The sequence below is a fragment of the Xanthobacter sp. 126 genome (assembly GCF_000526175.1).
In the GTDB taxonomy this organism is placed as follows: Bacteria; Pseudomonadota; Alphaproteobacteria; order Rhizobiales; family Xanthobacteraceae; genus Xanthobacter; species Xanthobacter aminoxidans.
The window spans coordinates 5393146-5413477 of record NZ_JAFO01000001.1 but is presented as its reverse complement, the minus strand read 5'-3'; the positions used below and the strand labels follow the sequence as shown (position 1 = coordinate 5413477).

Annotated in this window: 20 protein-coding genes; 6 read left to right on the top strand and 14 right to left on the bottom strand. The window is 68.7% G+C overall.

Going from position 1 to position 20332, the window contains the following annotated elements:
* Positions 1-238 precede the first annotated feature (238 nt).
* The 6 genes from aceB to XAN126_RS0125555 all read right to left on the bottom strand — a co-directional run bounded on the left by aceB (position 239) and on the right by XAN126_RS0125555 (position 7506).
* A complete protein-coding gene (aceB, locus tag XAN126_RS0125575) occupies positions 239-1849 on the bottom strand; it encodes a malate synthase A (protein ID WP_029877749.1) in 1611 nt (536 codons plus the stop codon).
* 98 nt (positions 1850-1947) lie between these two features.
* On the bottom strand, positions 1948-2583 hold the full coding sequence (thiE, locus tag XAN126_RS0125570) for a thiamine phosphate synthase (protein WP_024281387.1): 636 nt from the start codon (positions 2581-2583) through the stop codon (positions 1948-1950).
* 146 nt (positions 2584-2729) lie between these two features.
* The gene (gene glcF / locus XAN126_RS0125565; protein ID WP_024281386.1) at positions 2730-4049 is read right to left on the bottom strand and encodes a glycolate oxidase subunit GlcF; all 1320 of its coding nucleotides are present in this window, start codon (positions 4047-4049) and stop codon (positions 2730-2732) included.
* Positions 4049-4753 (bottom strand): hypothetical protein, encoded by a 705-nt coding sequence (locus XAN126_RS28590; protein ID WP_155982409.1) that lies wholly within the window; start codon positions 4751-4753, stop codon positions 4049-4051. Before XAN126_RS28590 ends, glcF begins: the two co-directional genes overlap by 1 nt.
* A gap of 1 nt (position 4754) precedes the next feature.
* On the bottom strand, positions 4755-5966 hold the full coding sequence (glcE, locus tag XAN126_RS0125560) for a glycolate oxidase subunit GlcE (protein ID WP_024281385.1): 1212 nt from the start codon (positions 5964-5966) through the stop codon (positions 4755-4757).
* Positions 5967-5997: 31 nt separating this feature from the next.
* Positions 5998-7506 (bottom strand): FAD-linked oxidase C-terminal domain-containing protein, encoded by a 1509-nt coding sequence (locus XAN126_RS0125555; protein ID WP_024281384.1) that lies wholly within the window; start codon positions 7504-7506, stop codon positions 5998-6000.
* A gap of 154 nt (positions 7507-7660) precedes the next feature.
* Here XAN126_RS0125555 and XAN126_RS0125550 point away from each other — a divergent pair, with 154 nt between their 5' ends.
* The 3 genes from XAN126_RS0125550 (at position 7661) to XAN126_RS0125540 (ending at position 9772) form a co-directional block, all read left to right on the top strand.
* A complete protein-coding gene (locus tag XAN126_RS0125550) occupies positions 7661-8608 on the top strand; it encodes a LysR family transcriptional regulator (RefSeq protein WP_029877748.1) in 948 nt (315 codons plus the stop codon).
* Positions 8609-8754: 146 nt separating this feature from the next.
* Positions 8755-9465, top strand: coding sequence for an AzlC family ABC transporter permease (locus XAN126_RS0125545; protein WP_024281382.1), 711 nt, complete (start codon positions 8755-8757; stop codon positions 9463-9465).
* A complete protein-coding gene (locus XAN126_RS0125540; RefSeq protein ID WP_024281381.1) occupies positions 9455-9772 on the top strand; it encodes an AzlD domain-containing protein in 318 nt (105 codons plus the stop codon). Before XAN126_RS0125545 ends, XAN126_RS0125540 begins: the two co-directional genes overlap by 11 nt.
* 103 nt (positions 9773-9875) lie before the next feature.
* Here the strand turns inward: XAN126_RS0125540 and XAN126_RS0125535 are convergent, their stop codons facing one another.
* Entirely contained in the window at positions 9876-10553 is a 678-nt protein-coding gene (locus XAN126_RS0125535) for a thioesterase domain-containing protein (protein WP_024281380.1), read from the bottom strand.
* A gap of 424 nt (positions 10554-10977) precedes the next feature.
* Here XAN126_RS0125535 and XAN126_RS28585 point away from each other — a divergent pair, with 424 nt between their 5' ends.
* Positions 10978-11115 carry a hypothetical protein gene (locus XAN126_RS28585; RefSeq protein WP_155982408.1) on the top strand — a complete coding sequence of 46 codons (138 nt, stop codon included), beginning with the start codon at positions 10978-10980 and terminating at the stop codon, positions 11113-11115.
* A 43-nt stretch (positions 11116-11158) separates the two neighbouring features.
* Here XAN126_RS28585 and XAN126_RS0125525 read toward each other — a convergent pair whose 3' ends face one another.
* From XAN126_RS0125525 to XAN126_RS0125510, 4 genes are all read right to left on the bottom strand, one after another.
* Positions 11159-11842 (bottom strand): lactate utilization protein, encoded by a 684-nt coding sequence (locus tag XAN126_RS0125525; RefSeq protein WP_024281379.1) that lies wholly within the window; start codon positions 11840-11842, stop codon positions 11159-11161.
* A complete protein-coding gene (locus tag XAN126_RS0125520; protein WP_024281378.1) occupies positions 11842-13296 on the bottom strand; it encodes a LutB/LldF family L-lactate oxidation iron-sulfur protein in 1455 nt (484 codons plus the stop codon). Before XAN126_RS0125520 ends, XAN126_RS0125525 begins: the two co-directional genes overlap by 1 nt.
* The gene (locus XAN126_RS0125515) at positions 13293-14093 is read right to left on the bottom strand and encodes a (Fe-S)-binding protein (RefSeq protein WP_024281377.1); all 801 of its coding nucleotides are present in this window, start codon (positions 14091-14093) and stop codon (positions 13293-13295) included. Before XAN126_RS0125515 ends, XAN126_RS0125520 begins: the two co-directional genes overlap by 4 nt.
* Positions 14094-14226: 133 nt before the next feature.
* Positions 14227-14778, bottom strand: coding sequence for a L,D-transpeptidase family protein (locus XAN126_RS0125510; RefSeq protein WP_029877746.1), 552 nt, complete (start codon positions 14776-14778; stop codon positions 14227-14229).
* Positions 14779-14888: 110 nt separating this feature from the next.
* On the opposite strand from XAN126_RS0125510, the gene XAN126_RS0125505 reads away from it, so the two are divergent.
* Complete coding sequence (locus XAN126_RS0125505) at positions 14889-15575, top strand: response regulator transcription factor (RefSeq protein ID WP_024281375.1); 687 nt, start codon at positions 14889-14891, stop codon at positions 15573-15575.
* Between the two features lie 47 nt (positions 15576-15622).
* A complete protein-coding gene (locus tag XAN126_RS0125500) occupies positions 15623-16102 on the top strand; it encodes a cyclic nucleotide-binding domain-containing protein (protein ID WP_024281374.1) in 480 nt (159 codons plus the stop codon).
* A gap of 24 nt (positions 16103-16126) precedes the next feature.
* Here the strand turns inward: XAN126_RS0125500 and XAN126_RS0125495 are convergent, their stop codons facing one another.
* The 3 genes from XAN126_RS0125495 to XAN126_RS0125485 form a co-directional block, all read right to left on the bottom strand.
* Positions 16127-17398 (bottom strand): methyl-accepting chemotaxis protein, encoded by a 1272-nt coding sequence (locus XAN126_RS0125495; RefSeq protein ID WP_024281373.1) that lies wholly within the window; start codon positions 17396-17398, stop codon positions 16127-16129.
* Positions 17399-17545: 147 nt separating this feature from the next.
* Positions 17546-18805, bottom strand: a complete 1260-nt coding sequence (gene chrA, locus XAN126_RS0125490) for a chromate efflux transporter (RefSeq protein WP_024281372.1) — start codon at positions 18803-18805, stop codon at positions 17546-17548.
* Positions 18806-18940: 135 nt separating this feature from the next.
* Entirely contained in the window at positions 18941-20305 is a 1365-nt protein-coding gene (locus XAN126_RS0125485) for a dicarboxylate/amino acid:cation symporter (protein WP_024281371.1), read from the bottom strand.
* Positions 20306-20332 lie beyond the last annotated feature (27 nt).

Here is a 20332-nt window from a genome sequence, read left to right as displayed (position 1 = left end):
AATGGAGGGATTGTTTAATCATGTGGAGGGACGGCGCAAGCCCTGCCGTTTCCCGCGTGGCAGGAATCGTTGCTGCGATGCGGGAGGCATTTTGCGCGGGAGGGCGCAGTGCGGCGGCTTGCGGGCCGCTGCGCTGCGATGGTGCCGAAAAGGGACATGCAGCCGCAGGGACACGTAAGTGTCATCGCCCGCACGAGGCGGGCGATGACTGCGGTGCGGGTGCCGGAAGGGAAAGCCCTCAGGCGATCAGGCGGTAGGCGGGCAGCGTGAGGAATTCCTCGAAGCTGTCGGCCAGCGTCATGTCGGAGAACAGCTTGATGGCCTCGGGGAAGCGACCGGAATCATAGACCTCCGGGCCGAGCACCGAACGCAGGTTCGCCATCTCGTCGTCCAGCAGGGCGCGGAACAGCTCGGGTGTCACGGTGCGGCCGTCGTCCAGCGTGGCGCCGAGATGGATCCACTGCCACACCTGAGCACGGCTGATCTCGGCGGTGGCCGCATCTTCCATGAGGTTGTAGAGCGGCACCGCGCCACGGCCACGCAGCCACGCCTCGATGTACTGCACGCCGACGCGGATGTTCTCGCGCAGGCCGGCCTCCGAGCGGGTGCCGGTGTGGACCTCAAGCAGATCGTCTCGGCTCACGGCCACGTCGCTGCCCTTCGCGTCGCGCTGGTTGGCGGCGGGCATCAGGCGGTTGAACACCTCCATGGCCACCGGCACCAAGTCCGGATGGGCCACCCAGGTGCCGTCGCAGCCCGAATTGGCCTCGCGCTCCTTGTCCGCCTTCACCTTGGCGAAGGCCGCGGCATTGGCTTCCGCATCGCCCTTCACCGGGATCTGCGCGGCCATGCCCCCCATCGCGAACGCGTTGCGGCGGTGGCAGGTGCGCACCAGCAGGATGCCGTAGGCCTTCAGGAAGGCCTCGCTCATCACCATGCGGCTACGGTCGGGGGTGAGGAAGCGGTCGTTCTTCCCGAGGCGCTTGATGAAGGAGAAGATGTAGTCCCAGCGGCCCAGATTCAGACCGGCGATGTGGTCCTTCATCTCGAACAGGATTTCGTCCATCTCGAACACCGCGGGCAGCGTCTCGATGAGGACGGTGGCCTTGATGGTGCCGACGGGCAGGCCGAGCGCGGTCTGCGCGGCGACGAACACCTCGTTCCACAGCCGGGCTTCGAGGTGGCTCTCGGTCTTCGGCAGGTAGAAATAGGGGCCGGAGCCCTGCGCCAGCGCCGCCTTGGCGTTGTGGAAGACATAGAGGCCGAAGTCGAACAGCGACCCGGAGACCTCCTCGCCGTCCACCAGCACATGGGCTTCCGGCAGGTGCCAGCCGCGCGGGCGGATGATGAGCACGGCCGGGGTGGCGCCGAGCTTGTAGGACTTGCCGTTGTTGGCGTCGACGAAGTCGATGGCGCCGGCCCAGCGGTCCTTCAAATTGATCTGGCCCTCGATCATGTTCGCCCACACCGGGGAGGAGGCATCCTCGAAGTCGGCCATGAACACCTTGGCGCCGGAATTCAGCGCGTTGACGATCATCTTGCGGTCCACCGGCCCGGTGATCTCGACGCGGCGGTCGAGCAAATCGGCGGGCAGGTCGGCGATGGTCCAGTCGCCGTCACGCACCGCCTTGGTCTCGGGCAGGAAGTCGGGCAGCTCGCCGACGTCGAACTGCACCTGCCGCTCGGCGCGGCGGGCGAGCAGGGCCTTGCGGGTGGGATTGAAGGCGCGGTGCAGGTCGGCGACGAAGGCCAGGGCCTCGGGGGTCAGGATCTCGTCGAAGCGGGGGCCGAGCGCGCCGGTGATCTCGATGCCCGCGGCCGGGGCAGTCTTCAGGGCAGGGGACGACATGATGTCGGGTCTCCTTGTGAGAAGCCTGAAGCGCGTGGCGTCGCCGCAGGCGGGAACCGTCTCGAGGCCGTGGCAGCCCCGGGGCGGGATGGATGGGGTCAGCGCGCGGCCGTGACGGCCGAAAGAAGCGCGCGTGCAGCGTGTTCGGGATCGGGGGCGGCGCAGATGGCGGACACCACCGCCACCCCGTCCGCTCCGGCGCGGATGACCTCGGCGGCGAGGGCACCGTCGATACCGCCGATGCCGACGATGGGCAGGCGGGTGAGCGCCCGCACCGCCATGACGCCGGACGCGCCGATGGCGGCGCCGGCGTCTTTCTTGGTGCCGGTGGCCTTCACCGGGCCGACGCCGAGATAATCCACGGCGCCGATGTCGGAGGCGGCGAATTCCGCCGGAGTACCCACGGAGAGGCCGAGGATGCGCTCCGGTCCCAGAAGGGCGCGGGCGTCGGCGGGAGCCATGTCGTCCTGGCCGAGATGCACGCCGTCGGCGTCCGCCGCCACCGCCACATCCACCCGGTCGTTGATGATGAGCGGGATGGCGAGCGGCGCCAGCAGCGCCTTCAGCGCGCGGGCCTGCTCCACCAGCGCGCGGCCATGGGCGTCGGGATCGCGCAATTGCACGATGGTGGCGCCGCCCTTCACTGCCGCCTCCACGGTCGCGACCAGACCCCGCGCCGCGACAAGGCGCGGGTCGGTGACGAGGTACAGGGTCAGGTCGAAGGGACGGGACATCTTTGGCTCACGGGTGCGGGCGTGCTGCGGCGCAGCGTAAGCCGCCCCGCTCCCTTATCTCAATGCGCTTCGGTGCGAAACGTCGCATGCGACGAAGGTCTATTGACCGCATCGCACATGCGTCTTTGCCATTCCGGCAACAATCCTCAGGCCGCTTTCGCCCGTCCGGCCAAAGCAGCGGGGGTGGGGCCGCCGGTGGCCCAGTCCAGCAGCTCCACTGTGTGGACGATGGGAATGCCGGTCCCGGAGCCGATCTGCGTCATGCAGCCGATATTGCCGGCGGCGATCACGTCGGGGGCCAGCGCCTCCAGCGTCGCCACCTTGCGGTCCCGGAGCTGCCCGGCAATCTCGCTCTGGAGCATGTTGTAGGTGCCGGCCGAGCCGCAACACAGATGCGGATCGAACGGCTCCACCACCTCGAAGCCCACGCGGCGCAGCAGGTCCATGGGCGGCGTCTTCACCTTCTGCCCGTGCTGGAGCGAGCAGGCGGAATGGTAGGCGACGCGCATGTCGCGCGGCGTTTCCGCCTTGGGCAGGTCGAGGGTGGGCAGGAACTCGCTGATGTCGCGGGTGATGGCCGAGACCCGCGCCGCCTTCTCCGCATAGGCGGGGTCGAGGCGCAGCATGTAGCCATAGTCCTTGATGGGCGTGCCGCAGCCGGAGGTGGTGACGAGGATGGCGTCGAGCCCCTCGGTCTCCATCTCCTTGATCCACAGGTCCACATTGTTGCGGGCGAAATTGAGCGCCTCCTCCTCCCGGCCCATGTGATGGACCAGCGCGCCGCAGCAGCCCTCGCCCTTCACCCGCACCACGTCCACGCCCTGCCGGGTGAGGAGGCGGATGGCGGCCTCGTCGATGCCGGGGTTCAGCACCGGCTGGGCGCAGCCCTTGAGCAGGGCCACCCGCGCCCGGCGCGTGCCGTGGGCGGGATGCACGCCGCCCTTGTCGTCCGCCGCGCGGCCATGGGGCAGGCCCGGGGCGAGGCGCAGCATGGCGGCGAGCGGCTTCAGCGCCGGCACCCTGGCGAACAGCCCGGCGAACGGCTTGCCGGCGAGCGCGCCCATGAGGGCGAGGCGGAAGCGGTCGGGATAGGGCAGAACCCTGGCCAGCACCTCCCGGATCATCCGGTCGGGGGCGGGGCGCGAATAGGTCTTCTCGATATGGACGCGGGCGGTGTCCACGAGGTGCATGTAGTTTACGCCCGAGGGGCAGGTGGACATGCAGGACAGGCAGGAGAGGCAGCGGTCGATGTGCTTCACCTCCTCCTGCGTCGCCGGCCGGTCATTCTCCAGCATGTCCTTGATGAGGTAGATGCGCCCGCGCGGGCTATCCAGCTCGTCTCCGAGCAGCACGTAGGTGGGGCAGGTGGCGGTGCAGAAGCCGCAATGCACGCACTTGCGCAGGATGGAATTGGCCGCCTCCACATGCGGATCGGCGAGCTGGGCGAGGGAGAAATGGGTCTGCATTAGTTTTGTCTCGCCACAGCGCAGGTGTTAACGAAGCGCATCAAGTCAATCCCCGAATTTGTGACGATATTGACTCCGGAATTGTAAAGTTTATGCCACAATTCAATCCCTCTTGAATTTGCAAATATCAAAATCGGTAATATAATATTTGATTCACGCACAGTTATGACAAAATCAATTGTAGATATAGATGATTTTACATTGCTTCCGCCTTCCCAGAGTCCTGAGATGATTCCATCGTATTGATAACTATTTAGTCTATGAATGGCATCTTCCGTTGTAGTACTTGTATCGATCAGATGGCCTTCGCCGCGCAGGCGCTCGATAAGGAACGCATAGTTCAAAGGCTGGTCGTCAACCCAGAGGATGCGGGCTGTGGGCGGGCGGATGGGCACACCTAGTTGTTGTGTCATCGAAGAAGTTGCGGACTCATTCTGCGAATTTATTTCTTCAGAGCGAGGTAGCGAAATGTTTGTACTCGGTATGGGCAATTCCGCAAGTTTTGATTGTATATCTGCGACCGCTTGTCCGATTTTTTCGGTTGCTTCTGGAAGGTTAATTTCGGTTCCAGCGACCTTTATGCTAATCGCGCGAGATTTAAGTAGACTTATTATGGTAGATTTCAACGTGTAGAATGCGTAAATCGCGAGACCAGCCCACATGATGGGGGCGATCGCTTTTAGCAATTCAGTGAAGATGGCCATCTCACATCCCCGCATGCATGCGGCCGGGATTGAGCACCAGGCCGGGATCGAAGCTCTCCTTCACCCTTTTGGTCAGCGCCGCCAGCGCCCCGTCGAGGGGCTGGAACACCGCCGTGCGGGCGCGCTCGGCCGCGCTGGCGCGAATGAGCGTCGCGTGGCCGCCGAAGGGGGCGAGGGCGGCGCGCACGTCGTCCGCATGGGAGGCTTCGCCCGGCAGGCACAGCCAGATGAGGCCGCCGGCCCAATCGCAATAGGCTTCGCCGCCGAGGTCGGATGCGAGCTTCGCCGCCAGCTCCGGGCCGACCTTCGGCTGGGTGGAGAGGCGCCACACCGCCCGCTCGCCCGAGCCGGCAAAGGGGATCACGTCGCGCACCGCCTGCCACAGGGGGCGGGAGGTCTCGGTCTCCAGCACTTCGGCCCGTCCGATGCCGGCCAGCACCTTCAGCAGCATGGCGCGCCGCGCGGAGACGGAGGGCGGCACGCCCTCCATGCGCAGGGCGACCAGCGCCGGCGAGCCGGACAGGCCGGGCAGGCGGCCCGCCACGCCTTCGGGCAGGAAGGCGGCGCCGGACACCTCGCAGGACGAGCCCATGGCCGCCGAGAGCGCCGCCGCCGCCTCGGACGGAGAGGCGACTCGGGCGATGACGGTCTCCTCCATGGGCGGACGCGGCAGCACCTTGAGCGTGATCTCGGTGGCGATGCACAGCGTGCCGAAGGCCCCGGCCATCAGGCGGGGCAGGTCGTAGCCGGTGACGTTCTTCACCACCCGCCCGCCGGACTTGAACGGCTCGCCGCGCCCCGACACCGCCTTGATGCCGAGGGCATGGTCGCGCACCGCGCCGTGGCTGATGCGGCGGGGACCGGCGAGGTTCACTGCGAACATGCCGCCGATCGTGCCCCGCCCGGCGGTGCCGCCGAGCAGCGGCCCGGTGTCCATGGGCTCGAAGGCGAGCATCTGCCCGCGCGCCGCCACCATCTCCTCGATGTCGGCGCGGGGCGTGCCGGCGCGGGCGGAGAGTACCAGCTCCTCCGGCTCGTAGAGGGTGACGCCCGAGAGGGCGGAGAGGTCGAGGGTGAGGTCGGTCTGGCTCGGCCGGCCGAGGGCCTGCTGGGAGCCGTGGCCGCGCACTTCCAGCGTCTTGCCGGCGCCGAGGGCGTCGCGGACCGCCTCCGCGACCTCCTGCTCGTCGCGCGCTGCGATGATGTCGCTCATGTCTGGGTCCTGGATATGGGGAGGCGCACGCTCAGAAGCGCGGCAGGTCCGGGAACGGCAGCGCGCCGCCCGACACGTGCATGCGGCCCATTTCGGCGCAGCGGTGCAGGGTAGGGAACACCTTTCCGGGGTTCAGCAGGCTCTTGTCGTCGAAGGCGCATTTCAGCCGCAGCTGCTGGGCGAGATCGACCTCGTTGAACATGGTGGGCATGAGGTCGCGCTTCTCCACGCCCACGCCGTGCTCGCCGGTGAGCACGCCGCCCACCTCCACGCACAGGCGGAGGATGTCGGCGCCGAAATTCTCCGCCGCCTCCAGCTCGCCCGGCGCGTTCGCATCATAGAGGATGAGCGGGTGCAGGTTGCCGTCACCGGCATGGAACACGTTGGCGACGCGCAGGCCGTATTGCACCGAGAGTTCGCGCATGCGCGAGAGCACATAGGGCAATTGGCGGCGCGGGATGGTGCCGTCCATGCAGAGGTAATCGGGCGAGAGGCGCCCCACCGCCGGGAAGGCCGCCTTGCGCCCGGCCCAGAAGCCGAGCCGTTCCGCTTCGCTGGTGGAAACGCGCAGCGTGACCGAATTGCAGCCCTCGGCGATGCGCGTCACCTCGTCCAGAAGATGGGCGCATTCGGCCTCCGGCCCGTCCAGCTCGACGATGAGGAGGGCTTCCACATCCAGGGGATAGCCCACGTTCACGAAGGCCTCGGCGGCGGCGATGGCGTCGCGGTCCATCATCTCGATGGCGGCCGGGATGATGCCGCCGCCGATGATCCGCGCCACGCACTCGCCCGCATCCTCGGAGGTGGGGAAGCCCACGAGCAGCGCGCGGGCGGTGTCCGGCTTCTTGAGGAGGCGCACGGTGACTTCCGTCACCACGCCCAGCAGCCCCTCCGAGCCGATGATGACGGAGAGGAGATCGAGCCCGCCGGCATCGAGATGCTTGCCGCCCAGGCGCACCACCTCGCCGGTGATGAGCACCATCTCCACGCCCAGCACGTTGTTGGTGGTGAGGCCGTACTTCAGGCAGTGCACGCCGCCGGAATTCTCACCCACATTGCCGCCGATGGAGCAGGCGATCTGCGAGGAGGGGTCGGGCGCGTAATAGAAGCCGAGATGGTCCACCGCCTTGGAGATGCCGAGGTTGGTGACTCCCGGCTGCACCACGGCGGCGCGGTTGGCGGTGTCGATGTCCAGCACGCGGTTGAACTTGCCCATGCCGAGCAGCACCGCATCCTGAAGCGGCAGCGCGCCGCCCGAGAGCGAGGTGCCAGAGCCGCGCGGCACCACGCGGATCTCGTTGTCATGGCAATATTTGAGAACGGCGGCCACCTGCTCCGTGGTGCTCGGCAGCACCACCACGAGGGGCAGTTGGCGATAGGCGGTGAGGCCGTCGGATTCGTAGGGCCGCATCTCCCGTTCGTGGGCGATGACGCCCTCGCCGGGCACGATGGCCCGGAGCGCGGCGATGATGTCCTCCCGTCGGGCGAGCACCCGAGCATCCGCTTCCGGCAGCCTGAGGCCCGGAGTGGTTCCCGTCATGTCGGCGTCCCTTTGAGCCGTTCTTGTTGGAGGAACTATAATCGGTTCATTCGGGAAAAAACGTCGCCCATTCTTTCCCTGACGGATAAAGTCGCGGCCCGAAGACAAAACAATCGGCCGGCGCATGTCCCCCGGCCAGGAGGAGCGTCGATCGATGATCGGCAATCTGGGCGACCTTGAAATCTTCGCGCGCATCGTCACCGCCGGCAGCCTTTCCGCCGCCGGGCGGGAGATGGGGCTGTCCCCGCCGGTGGTGTCGAAGCGCGTGCAGCGGCTGGAGGAGCGGCTCGGCGCCCGGCTGTTCCAGCGCACCACGCGCAAGGTGGCGCTCACCGAGGCGGGACAGGGCTTCTATGAGCGCGTCGTGACCATCCTCGCCTCCATTGAGGAGGCGGAAAGCCAGCTCGCCCGCAAATCCACCGAGGCGCGGGGCCTGCTGCGCGTGTCGGCGCCCACCTCGTTCGGCCGGCTGCACATCGCACCCAATCTCCTGCCGCTCATGGAGGCGAACCCCGACCTCACCATCGACCTCGAACTGTCGGACAGTTTCGTGGACATCGTGGGCGAGGGCTTCGACGTGGCGGTGCGCATCGCCGACCTCGACGATTCCAGCCTCGTCGCCCGCCGCCTCGCCCCGGTGCACCGGGTGCTGTGCGCGACGCCGGACTATCTCGCCCGCGCGGGCGAGCCGAAGCACATTTCTGAACTCGCCTCGCACATCCTCATCGCCACCCACGGGCAGGACCCGTGGAAGCTGGAGGGGCCGGACGGCCCGGTGACGCTGCGCGTGCATTCCCAGTTGCGCACCAATTCCAACGAGGTGGTGCGGGAGGCGGTGCTGGCTTCGGTGGGCATCGCGCTGCGCTCCACCTGGGACGTGGGACCAGAACTGCGCTCCGGCGCGCTGAAGGTGGTGCTGCCGCGCTGGCGCGCCTCCCACCGGGTGGGCCTGTTCGCGGTCTATCCCTCCCGCCGCTTCCTGCCGCAGAAGGTGCGCGTCTTCATCGACCACCTCGCCGCCCTCTACGGCCAGGGCCACGGCGGCATCCCGCCCTGGGACGAGGGCCTCTCGCGCCTGTTCGAGCCGGAGCCGCAGGGCTGAGGGGAGCGGGGCGTCTCTTTCGGAATTGTCATGCCCCGGCTTGTCCGGGGGATGATACCAGATGCGGAAATCGGGTTGGCCTTTCCGGTGGGCGCGTTCATAAGGGCGGCATTGCCGCGACGTGACTGTTGATTGCCCCGCTCCAGATGACCAAGCCCCCTCCTGTTCCCCTCACCCTCGCCGGCATGGCGGAAGGCGCCCGCGCCATGCTGCCGTTGATGCCCGGCATCGCCGCCTTCGGCATGGCCTTCGGCGCCGCCTCCATCCAGAAGAGCTTCACCCTGCTGGAGGCGACTCTCTCCTCGGCGCTGGTGTTCGCCGGCCTCGCCCAGATGGTGGCGCTGGAAGGCTGGACCCAGCACTGGACCGCCGGCTCCCTGCTGGCACTCGGCTTCCTCACCATGACCGTGAACATGCGCCACGTGCTGATGGGCGCCTCGCTCCGGCCCTGGCTCGGCTCGCTGCCGGCGTGGAAGTCCTATCCGGCGCTGCTGATGATGGCCGACAACAATTGGGCCGGGGCCTTGCGCTACCGGGCCGAGGGCGGCAGCGATGCCGGCTTTTTCGTCGGCTCGGGCCTGATCACCTGGTTCGTGTGGGTGCTGGCGACGGCGGCCGGCCATCTGGTGGGCGGCGGCATTCCCGATCCGAAGGCGGTGGGCATCGACCTCGTGGTGCCGGCCTTCTTCATCGCCATGCTGCTCCCGAACTGGAAGGGCAAGCGCGAAGCGGTGGGCTGGGGCGTGGCGGCCCTCGTCTCCACCGCCGTGTCGTTCGTTCTGCCGGGCTGGTGGTTCATCGTGATCGGCGCCGTCGCGGGCGCGCTCGCAGGCGGGTTCACCGACGATGACCGTTGATGCCGGCACCCTCACCGCCATCCTCGTGATGGCGGCCGCCACCGCCTTCAACCGCGCCGGCGGCTTCTGGCTGATGCGGCTCGTGCCGGTCACGCCCCGCGTGCGCCGCGTGCTCGACTGCCTGCCCGGCGCGGTCCTCGTCGCGCTGCTGGTGCCCGGCGCCGTTCAGGGCGCGGTGAAGGGCGACATGGGCATGCTGGGCGGCCTCGCCGCCGCGCTGGTCGTCAGCCGCCTGACCCGCAGCGACCTGCTCGCCGTGGTCGTCGCCATGGCGATGGCGGCGGGCATCAGAGCGTTCTGGGGCTGACGTCCTTCCTTCCTCGCTTGCCGGGGCGGGTTCGATACAACACCCCCAAACGAAAACGGCGGGCCGAAGCCCGCCGCTGATTCCTCATCCGAAAATCCGTCCCTCAGCCCGGCGCGCCGGGCTTCGCCGCGGCCTGGGTGCCGGGGGCGGTGGCCGGTGCGGCGGGGGTGACGGAGGGGTCCGCCGGCTTGGGCTTGGGCTTCGGCCGCGGCGTGGTGATGGAGCGCACCTGGGTGATCACCTCATCATGGAGGCGCGGCGACTTCTCGATGTTGAAGTGGTCGATGCCGCCGATGGCGTTCAGGTTGCGGTTGACGATGTTGCCGTGGAAACCCGGGCCGGCCGTCAGGCGCTTACCGTAGCCGTTGTTGGACTGGTAGTAGTTGACGAAATAGCCGGACGAGGCGCCCACCTGGGTCACGCCCACCGGATCAAACGTCACCACCAGCTTGGGCGGGGTGCCCAGCGCGGTGAGGCGCTCGGCCATCTCCACCGCCGCATCGGCGCCGAGGGAATGGCCGACGATGATGATGGGGGAATTGCCGGTGGCCCGGCTCTCTGCGGCGGCGGCGTCGGCGAGGGACGCCCACTGGCCGTACTCGTGCACCGTCGCGGGGATGCCGCGGGCGTTCAGCTTCTTGGCAAGGTCGTCCATGCCCAGTGAGAAGACGTTGGCGAGCCCCCGCAAAAGGTAGACGTGGCCGCGGTTCTGCTGGGCCAGCGCCGGCTGGGCGACGCAGAGGACGACGACCGCTGCAAACAGCGCCCGGACGAAGCGCAAGCCAACTTTCATTGTCTCACCATTGCTGAAAAGTGACCGAGTACTGCCGCCAAAATGACGGACGGGCAATACCGGATTGCTTATCCGGTACATGCGCGCGGTCAGGGGTGACGTTTTTTCCCGCCCCGTGTCGCGCCTGCATCACGCCGGCCGTGGAGGTAAATTCGCGTTTTGCGAGGAACTCAGTGTACTGTATCGTTGAAGTTGTGGTAGCCTCGAATTTACTTCCCTTCAGTCAGGTGAGGACGAAGTCGTGCGAGCTCTCGCGATCGGGACAGCCGGTGGCGCGCAGACCAGTGCGCTGGCGCCGTCATGGCCCGTTTTCTACCAGGTCGGCTTACGTCGGGGAAAGGCCGAGCCGGCCCAGCCCTTGCCGCCGGACCCTCAGGCCCAGCCGGGTCGTCCACCCGGCGGAATCCTGTTGGTGGCCGTGTGTTCGGCCATCTCCGGCGCCGTCATGGGCTGCCTGTTCGGCGGCTTCCTGACGATCGCACTGGCGATCTTCCTGGCCGTGCCGCTGGGCGTGGCCGTGGGCATCTGGGCATCGCGCCTGTCCGAATAGTCCGGCCGGGCGCGCCTTCGCGGCTGACACCCGCCCGATCCCCTCAGCGCGTCGGTCCGCCCACCAGCAGCACATGCAGGCTGCGCGGGCCGTGGGCGCCGAGCAGCAGGGTCTGCTCGATATCGGCCGAGCGGGACGGGCCGGTGATCCAGTTTACCGTGCGCGGCAGCACGCCCTCGCCATAGCGGGCGCGGATGCGGTCCCATACCGTCTCGTAGTCCCCCGCCACATCCGCCGCATCCACCACCACCAGATGGTGGTCGGGCAGCAGGTTGAGGGTGGACGGGTTCTCCGGGCCGGAGAGCATCACCACCGTCCCGGATTCGGCGATGCCCGCGAAGGCGTGGGAGAGGCCGGCGAGCTGGCGCCCGTCCGAGGGGCCGATCCACACGTCGAGGGCCGGCGCGCGCTCCCACGGCAAAGCGGCGAGGCGGTCGTCCGCGCCGCGCAGGATGGTCATGGGCAGGTTGCGCGACCTGAGATAGGCGGCGATCGCCTCCGGCACCTCGGCCGGGGAGGCCAGGTGATCGATGGACGCCGCCGCGCCGATCACCATGTCGCGGAACAGAGCGAGGCGTTCGGCCTCCGGCAATTGCCCGCGCGCCGGGATGACGCCGCGCGGATGCGAGGCGATGCGGTCGGCCACCGCCTGCCGGCGCGGCGCCTCCTGAGAGGTCACGCCCAGCGCGGCGCGGATGGAAGCGAAGACGGTGTCGCGCGAACTCATCAGTGCACCCTTCGTCCTGAAGCCGCGCGCCGCTCGGCCTGCCGGGCGCGCCATTGGGCCTGGAAGGTGCCGCCCTGCGGCGCCGGGAAATCGCGGTGCTGCGTCCACCCGTCGGCCAGCGGCAGGGAGGCGAAGCGGCCCTTGGTCCGCCCCAGAAGCGAAAGTGCGCCCATGGCAAGCCGCGTCGCCGGCCGGTAGAGCCAGCCGCGCCGGGCGAAGAAGCCCCACACGGAAAGGCCGAAGCGCTGGGTCGCCGGGGTCAGGTGGCGCTCAAATTCCTTCTCGCGCCAGTGCCGCATCAGCTTGGGCAGGGGGATGCGCATGGGGCACACCTCCTCGCAGCGGCCGCAGAAGGTGGAGGCGTTGGGCAGGTTGCGCCCCTTCTCCACGCCGATGAGCGCCGGGGTGAGCACCGAGCCGATGGGGCCGGGATAGACCCAGCCGTAAGCGTGCCCGCCCACCGCATGATAGACCGGGCAATGGTTCATGCAGGCGCCGCAGCGGATGCAGCGCAGCACCTCGCGCAATTGCCCGCCGAGCATGGACGAGCGGCCGTTGTCGAGGATCACCACGTGATATTCGCCCGGCCCGTCCGGATCGCCGGGGCGGCGGGGGCCGGTGGAGAAAGTGGTGTAGACGCTCATGTCCTGCCCGGTGGCCGAGCGGGCGAGCACGCGCAGGATCTGGCTCACGTCCTCCAGCGTCGGCACCAGCTTTTCCAGCGACGCGAGCACGATGTGCGCCTTCGGCAGGGTCTGGGTGAGGTCGCCGTTGCCCTCGTTGGTGACGATAATGGAGGTGCCCGTCTCCGCCACCAGGAAGTTGGCGCCGGTGATGCCCACGTCCGCCGCCAGGAACTTCTGGCGCAGCTCGCCCCGCGCCTCGGCGAGCAGCGAGGTGGGCTCGGAGAGGTCGCGCTCGGGGGGCAGGTGGGCGTGGACGCGGCGGAAGTCCGCTTCCACCTGATCCTTGTTGAGGTGGATGGCCGGGGCGATGATGTGGGACGGCGCCTCGCCGCGGATCTGGATGAGATACTCGCCGAGGTCGGTCTCCACCGGCTGGATGCCGGCGGCGGCGAGATGGTCGTTGAGGCCGATCTCTTCCGAGATCATGCTCTTGCCCTTGGTCACCGTCCGCGCGCCGAGGCGCTTGCAGATGTCGGTGACGATGGCCCGCGCGTCCGCCGCATCCACGGCGAAATGCACATGGCCGCCGGCTTCCTTTGCCTTCGCCTCGAAGCGCTCGAGATAAAGGTCGAGGTGAGCCAGCGTGTGGTTCTTGATGTCGCGCGCCGAGTCCCGCAGGGCGTCGAACTCCGGCAGCTTCTCGGCCGCCGCCGCGCGCTTGCCGATGAAGCCGGGGCCGACCTTGGAGAGCGCGCCCTGCAGCGGCAGGTCGGCCAGCGCCTTCTTCGCATTGTCCTTGAAGCGGGGGGTGGTGATCTCGACGCTCATCGTTTCGCCTCCCGGGCGGCCGGCTCGCCGATGGCGGGCGCGTTGCCCATGCCGGCGAGCACTTCGGCGACATGCAGCGCGCGCACCGCGCGGCCCTCGCGCTGGAGCTTGCCGGCCATGTTCATGAGGCAGCCGAGATCGCCCGCGAGTAGCGTGCCGGCACCGGTGGCGGCGATGTTGGCAGACTTCTTCTCCACGATGGCGTTGGAGACGTCGGGATATTTCACGCAGAAGGTGCCGCCGAAGCCGCAACAGGTGTCGGCGTCCTTCATTTCCTCCAGCGCCAGCCCCTCCACCGAGGCGAGGAGCTGGCGCGGCTGCGCCTTCACGCCCAGTTCGCGCAGGCCCGAGCAGCTGTCGTGATAGGTGACGGTGCCGTCATAGGCTGCTTCGACGGAGGTGACGCCGCGCACGTCCACGAGGAAGGACGTCAGCTCATGCACCTTGGCGCAGAAGCGGTCCACCCGCAGCGCCCAGTCCGGCTCGCCGGCGAACAGCTCGGGATAGTGGGTCTTGATCATCCCTGCGCAGGAGCCGGAGGGCGCGACCACGTAATCGAAGGTCTCGAACGCCGTGATCATCTCTTCCGCCAGCGCCCGGGTGGTGGCGCGGTCGCCGGAATTGAAGGCGGGCTGGCCGCAGCAGGTCTGCGGCGGTACGTCCACCTCGCAGCCGGCATCTTCCAGCAGCTTGGCGGCGGCGAAGCCCACCGAGGGGCGGATGGTGTCCACGAGGCAGGTGCAGAACAGGCCCACCCGCGGGTGGCGCGCCCCATCGGGCGAAGTGTGCGCGGTCATGATGCCCCGTGCGTTGGATCGGGCGCGGGAGCGCCCGCCTCTGATTGGAACGGCTCTATAGCACCGCGACCGGGGCGGTGAAATGACGGCCCGGAGCAAAGGCCCGTGCGCGATCCGCCTCGCACCCCGCCCGTCACGCGATGTCGATGACCGCCCCCGGCTTGAGCCGCGCCAGGAGGCGCGTCATGTCCGCCCGGGGCAGCGCGACGCAGCCCTCTGTCGCCTTGAACCCCGGCCGGGCGAGATGCACGAACACGGCAGAGCCGCGCCCGGCGACGCGGGGGCGCTGGTTGTGATCGATCACCAGCACCAGGTCGTACAGGGCATCGTCGCGCCACATCTTCTCGTGCGACACCTTGCGCGCGCCGCCGAGCGGCAGCGTGACGGGGCAATTGTAGCGCCGGTCCGCCCGGTCGTCGCACCAGCCGTCGGCGGGGCGGAGGGGACGGGTGGGAAGCCGGGAGACGGGGCGCGGACCATGATCGGGCCGGTACAGAAGGGCGAGGATGCGCCAGCGCCCGGCGGGGGTGCGCCCGTCACCTTCGCGCTTGTCGGCGGCGATGCCGGAGCGTCCCAGCGCCACCGGGATCGACAGTCCGCCTGCCCGCAAGATCCCCTGATGGCGGGTGCCGGGGCGGCGGCTGACGGCGATGCGGGAGATGCCCACAGGATTAGCCTGCCTCATGACTTAGTGTGATACCTCTCCACAGCTGTTCCCGGATGGAAATTTGCGCAGAGCCATGTCCATGCTCTACTTGCGCGATTCGCGCGTCCGCAAGGGCGCAGGAGGAATTGATGCCCAATGCGTGGAAAATCCTGGTGGTCGAGGACGACCCGGAGCTGCGCGATGCGCTGATCGAGCAGCTCGCGCTCCAGGACGAATTCGAGCCCGTGGGCGCGGACACCGCCGGCGGCGCCGTCGAGCAGGCGAAGAACGGGGCCATCGACCTCGTGATCATGGACGTGGGCCTGCCCGACATGGACGGGCGCGATGCTGTGCGCCAGATGCGCCGCAACGGCTTCAAGGCGCCCATCCTGATGCTGACCGGCCACGACACCGACAGCGACACCATCATGGGGCTGGAGGCCGGCGCCAACGACTATATCGTGAAGCCGTTCCGCTTCGCGGTGCTGCTGGCGCGGTTGCGCGCCCAGATGCGGTCGCACGAGGCGAGCGAGGATGCGGTGTTCGCCATCGGTCCTTATTCCTTCCGGCCGGGCGCCAAGCTCCTCCTCACCGAGCGCGGCTCCAAGATCCGCCTCACCGAGAAGGAGACGGCCATCCTGCGCTATCTCTACCGGGCCGGGAAAAATCCGGTGCCGCGGGAAACGCTGCTGCAGGAAGTGTGGGGCTATAATTCCGGCGTCACCACGCATACTCTGGAAACCCACATTTATCGCCTGCGCCAGAAGATCGAGCCCGATCCTTCCAATCCCACCCTTCTTGCGACCCAGGCCGGGGGCTACAAGCTCGTGCCCTGACGGCCGGGCCTCACCATCATGCACAGCCACTTGAGGAAAAGTCGTCCGTGAGCATCGACAGGGACATCGCGCTGCTCCGGGGGGTCGCCACCTTCGATCTGCTCAGCGACGGCGCCGTGCGCCTGCTCGCCCAGAGCGCCGAGGAGATGCGGCTCGCCGAGGGTGACGTGCTGTTCCGCGCCAACGAGACGTCGGATGGAGCCTATGTGGTGGTGTCCGGCCGGCTGCGGATGCTCGACGAGCGGATTCCCGGTGCCCCGCGCCTGCTCAAGCAGGTGACGGCCGGCGCGCTCATCGGCGAGACCGCCCTCATCATCCCGACCCCACGGCCCGCAACCGCCGTCGCGGGGGAGGAGACAGTGGTCATCCGCCTGCCGCGCGAGGCGTTCACCAAGGTTCTGGAGCGCTATCCCGAGGTCACGGCCAAGTTCCGCCGCGCCATCGCCCGCCGGCTGGAAGGCACGCTGCGCGCCCTCGACGGCGTGCGGGTGAAGCTGGAAGAGCACCGTCAGCGCCGCCGGCGCTGACGGGTCCGGCCCAAGGCCGCCGCTTCAGGCCGCGGCGGATACGCCCTTCGATCGGCGGGGCGTAAAGCGCGCCATCTGCGTCAGGGCGTCGGCCGAGAGGGCATCCATGGTCATGTAGGCGTCGATGGCCGCGCCCATGTCGCCGCTTGCCGTGCCCGCGACGATCCGCTCGCCGCAGGCCGCGAGCTGCCGGCCGAGCGCCGCCAGCTGGGACAGCATGGCCGGATCTTCGACCGCCGCCCCGTCAATCCCGGCAAAGCCGCCCCCGAGCGGGGCGTTGCGCGCCTGAAATCCGCGGACATCGGCGGCGGTCACGCCGGCGAGGCATTCGGCGAGGCTCCGCTTCCACGCCATGTGATCGGACTTGAGCCGGCGGACTGCCGCGGCGGCGCCGGCCCCGGCCGAGGCGCGGGAGATGAGGTCGCCGGCGATGGCATCGGCGCGGCCGAGGAGGCCGGCGGCGGTGGCGGAATCGGTCTCGTTCTGGTTGGCGAGCCGGGCGATCTCGCCGAGCCGGTCGGAAAGGTCGCGCAAGGCCGCGCGCCGCTCGCCCAGCATCACGGCGATGCGTCCCACCCCGTCGGTGGAGGCGCTGACGCGGGTCTCGATGCCGTCCATGTCGGTCATCACCGATTCGACGATGGCGCGCCCCTCCTCGACCCGGGTGGCGCCGGCGCCCATGGCGTCGAGCATGTCCTTCACCACCACGGACAAGGCCTGGAGCTGATCGCGGATGAGGTCGGTGGTGCGCGAGGCCTCCTCGGACAGGGCTTTGACCTCGGCCGCGACCACCGCGAACCCGCGTCCCGCCTCGCCGGCCCGTGCCGCCTCGATGGTGGCGTTCAGCGCGAGCAGCTTGGTCTGCCGCGAGATGGAGCCGATGGAGGTGGCGAAGCCGCCGATGGACTGGGTGGCGGAATTCAGGTGGGCGAGCCGCGCCTCCAGCTCGCCGAACGCTTCGGCAATGCCGCTCATGGCCTGCCCGGCGGTGCGCGTCTTGGCCGCGCCGGAGGTGACGAGCCGCAGGGCGTCCCCGGTCTCTTTCCCCGCATCGGCACCGAGCTGGGCGATGGTCTCGATGGTGGCGGCGATCTGCGCCACGGCGGAGGAGGCCGAGGTGGTCTCGCCGGCGAGCTTGCGCGCATTGCCGTTGGACCAGGCCATCAGGCACAGGATTTCGTTGAGGTTGGCCGAGATGTCCACGGCCGGCCCGAGCGCTTCCATATCGCGCAGGCCGCTGACGGATGCGGGCGGCCCCGCGACGGAGGACTTCGGTGCCGTGCTGGATGTCGCCATGGGTGCCTTGCTTCCTCCGGGCGTCCCCTGCCGCGGATGCGCATGGCGCTCCGCCGGTCTTGTGCGCGGATCGGGGACGTCGCCGCAGCATGCCGGGCGAGGCTTGCGCGAGCCTGAGGTCGGCGCGGGTGCCGACGCGCGAAGGCCCTAATAGAGCCCGGTCAGGAACGGGCCGAGCACGGCCAGCACCACCACCACCGCCAGCGGCGGCACCTTCCACACCGTGAGCAGCAGGAAGCCGGTGATGGCGGCGGCGAAGTCCATCGGCCTCTGCACGGCACCGGTGAAGACCGGAGTGTAGAGCGCCGCGCCGAGGATGCCCACCACCGCCGCATTGGCCCCGCGCATGGCGGCCTGCGCCAGCGGCAGCCCGCGCAGCGTGCTCCAGAAGGGCAGCATGCCCGTCACCAGCAGCAGGCCGGGCAGGAACACCGCCACCAGCGCCACCGTCGCGCCCGTCACCCCGCCGGCCGGCGGAGCCATCACCGCGCCGAGCCAGGCGGCGAAGGTGAAGAGCGGGCCGGGCACCGCCTGGGCGAGGCCGTAGCCGGCGAGGAACTGGCCGGGCAGCACCCAGCCGGTGGTCACCACTTCCGCCTGCAGCAGCGGCAGCACCACATGACCGCCGCCGAACACGAGGGCGCCGGAGCGATAGAAGGACTCGAACACGCCGATATAGGGCGACGCCGCCTTGAAGAGGGGCGGCAGCACCAGCAGCAAGGCGAAGACCGCGAGCAGGATGGCCCCCGTCCGCCGCTTGAGGGGCACCGGCAGGTGGCTGACGGGGGGCGTCGCAGTTGCGCTCCCGGCCTGCGGGTTCTCGTCCTGACACAGGAACAGCCCGGCGATCGCGCCCATGGCGATGGCCGCCACCTGCCCGAAGCTGCCGGCCGCCAGCGTGACCATGACGATGGCGCTCAGCGCGATGCCGGCGCGCGGCTGGTCTGGGGTCAGCGTCCGCGCCATGCCCCACACCGCCTGCGCCACCACGGCGACGGCGACGAGCTTCAGCCCATGGAGGATGCCGCCGATGACGCCGCCATAGAGCGCGGCGGTGCCCACATAAGAGGAGAGCAGGCCGAGGGCGGCGAGCAGGATGGCCGAGGGCAGGGTGAAGCCGGCCCAGGCCGCGAGCCCGCCGAGAAAGCCGCCGCCCCGGATGATCCCGAGGGCGAAGCCGAGCTGGCTGGAGGCCGGGCCGGGCAGGAACTGACAGAGCGCCACGAGGTCCGCATAGCCGGCGTCGTCGATCCAGCGGCGGCGTTCCACCAGCTCGGCGCGGAAATAGCCGAGATGGGCGATGGGGCCGCCGAAGGACATGAGCCCCAGCTTCAGGAAGGCGCGGAACACCTCGCCGACAGAGCCCGCCGACTTCTCTTCCGGCGTTTCGACCGCTTCATCCGCCATGGTCAGCTCCTGATCCTCAGGGTCTGGATGTCATCGCCGCCCCGACCGGTCAAGCGCGGCGCGGCAAACAAAAAAGCCCGCCTCCGGAGAGGCGGGCAGCTGGGGAGGACCGGTGTCGCGCAGCGCGCGGTGGCCTCAGGCGACGGCCTTCACGCCGGGGGCGGTGGAGATGAGGCCTTCGTCGAACTCGTCTTCCAGCGAGATGGGTTCGCCGTCGAGCACGCGCAGGAGCTTCGCCTTGTCCAGCTCGCCTTCCCAGCGGGCGACCACGATGGTGGCCACCGCATTGCCGACGAAGTTGGTGAGCGCGCGGCACTCGGACATGAAGCGATCGATGCCGAGGATGAGGGCAAGGCCCGCCACGGGAACCGACGGTACCACCGAGAGCGTCGCCGCCAGCGTGATGAAGCCCGCGCCGGTGATGCCCGCCGCGCCCTTGGACGACAGCATGGCGACCAGCAGCAGCAGCACTTGCTCTTCCAGCGAGAGGTGGATGCCGGTGGCCTGGGCGATGAACAGGGCCGCCAGCGTCATGTAGATGTTGGTGCCGTCGAGGTTGAACGAATAGCCCGTGGGGATCACGAGGCCGACAACCGACTTGGCGCAGCCGGCGCGCTCCATCTTCAGCATCAGGCCGGGCAGGGCCGCTTCGGAGGAGGAGGTGCCGAGCACGAGGAGCAGTTCCTCGCGGATGTAGCGCAGCAGCTTCCACAGGGAGAAGCCGTTGTAGCGCGCCACCAGGCCGAGCACGATGAACACGAACAGCGCCGCCGTTAGGTAGAAGGTGAAGATCAGGAAGGCGAGGTTCTTCACCGAGCCGATGCCGTACTTGCCGATGGTGAAGGCCATGGCGCCGAACGCGCCGATGGGCGCCGCCTTCATCACGATGGCCACCAGCCGGAACATGGCGTGCGAGGCCGAGGTGAGCACCTTGAGCACCGGGGTGCCGAGATCCCCCACGCCGCCGAGCGCGATGCCGAACAGCACGGCGAAGAACAGCACCTGCAGGATGTCGCCATTGGCCATGGCCGACACCGGCGTCGCCGGGATGATGTCCATCAGGAAGCCGACGATGGAGGCGTCATGGGCCTTCGCCGCATAGGTGGCGACGGCCTTGGGATCCAGCGTCTTGGGATCGATGTTGAGCCCGGCGCCGGGCTGCACCACGTTTGCCACGATGAGGCCGATGATGAGGGCCAGCGTGGAGAAGGTGAGGAAGTAGATCATGGCCTTGCCGGCCACGCGCCCGACCTTGCCCATGTCGCGCATGCCGGCGATGCCGGTGACGACGGTGAGGAAGATGACCGGCGCGATCACCATCTTCACCAGCTTGATGAAGGCGTCGCCCAGCGGCTTCAGGCTGGCGGCGAAGTCCGGATAGAAGTGGCCGAGCAGGGAGCCGGCGACGATCGCCACGATCACCTGGAAATAGAGGTGGTGGTAGAACTTGCGGGGATAGTGGTGATGGGGCGCGGGATGCGCCGGTATAGCGTGGGCCATCTCAGGACCTTCCTCCGCCGGGCCGTT

Coding starts and splice junctions, on each gene's coding strand:
- aceB (WP_029877749.1), bottom strand. CDS start 1,849: ATGTCGTCCCCTGCCCTGAAGACTGCCCCGGCCGCGGGCATCGAGATC.
- thiE (WP_024281387.1), bottom strand. CDS start 2,583: ATGTCCCGTCCCTTCGACCTGACCCTGTACCTCGTCACCGACCCGCGC.
- glcF (WP_024281386.1), bottom strand. CDS start 4,049: ATGCAGACCCATTTCTCCCTCGCCCAGCTCGCCGATCCGCATGTGGAG.
- XAN126_RS28590 (WP_155982409.1), bottom strand. CDS start 4,753: ATGGCCATCTTCACTGAATTGCTAAAAGCGATCGCCCCCATCATGTGG.
- glcE (WP_024281385.1), bottom strand. CDS start 5,966: ATGAGCGACATCATCGCAGCGCGCGACGAGCAGGAGGTCGCGGAGGCG.
- XAN126_RS0125555 (WP_024281384.1), bottom strand. CDS start 7,506: ATGACGGGAACCACTCCGGGCCTCAGGCTGCCGGAAGCGGATGCTCGG.
- XAN126_RS0125550 (WP_029877748.1), top strand. CDS start 7,661: ATGATCGGCAATCTGGGCGACCTTGAAATCTTCGCGCGCATCGTCACC.
- XAN126_RS0125545 (WP_024281382.1), top strand. CDS start 8,755: ATGACCAAGCCCCCTCCTGTTCCCCTCACCCTCGCCGGCATGGCGGAA.
- XAN126_RS0125540 (WP_024281381.1), top strand. CDS start 9,455: ATGACCGTTGATGCCGGCACCCTCACCGCCATCCTCGTGATGGCGGCC.
- XAN126_RS0125525 (WP_024281379.1), bottom strand. CDS start 11,842: ATGAGTTCGCGCGACACCGTCTTCGCTTCCATCCGCGCCGCGCTGGGC.
- XAN126_RS0125520 (WP_024281378.1), bottom strand. CDS start 13,296: ATGAGCGTCGAGATCACCACCCCCCGCTTCAAGGACAATGCGAAGAAG.
- XAN126_RS0125515 (WP_024281377.1), bottom strand. CDS start 14,093: ATGACCGCGCACACTTCGCCCGATGGGGCGCGCCACCCGCGGGTGGGC.
- XAN126_RS0125510 (WP_029877746.1), bottom strand. CDS start 14,778: ATGAGGCAGGCTAATCCTGTGGGCATCTCCCGCATCGCCGTCAGCCGC.
- XAN126_RS0125505 (WP_024281375.1), top strand. CDS start 14,889: ATGCCCAATGCGTGGAAAATCCTGGTGGTCGAGGACGACCCGGAGCTG.
- XAN126_RS0125495 (WP_024281373.1), bottom strand. CDS start 17,398: ATGGCGACATCCAGCACGGCACCGAAGTCCTCCGTCGCGGGGCCGCCC.
- chrA (WP_024281372.1), bottom strand. CDS start 18,805: ATGGCGGATGAAGCGGTCGAAACGCCGGAAGAGAAGTCGGCGGGCTCT.
- XAN126_RS0125485 (WP_024281371.1), bottom strand. CDS start 20,305: ATGGCCCACGCTATACCGGCGCATCCCGCGCCCCATCACCACTATCCC.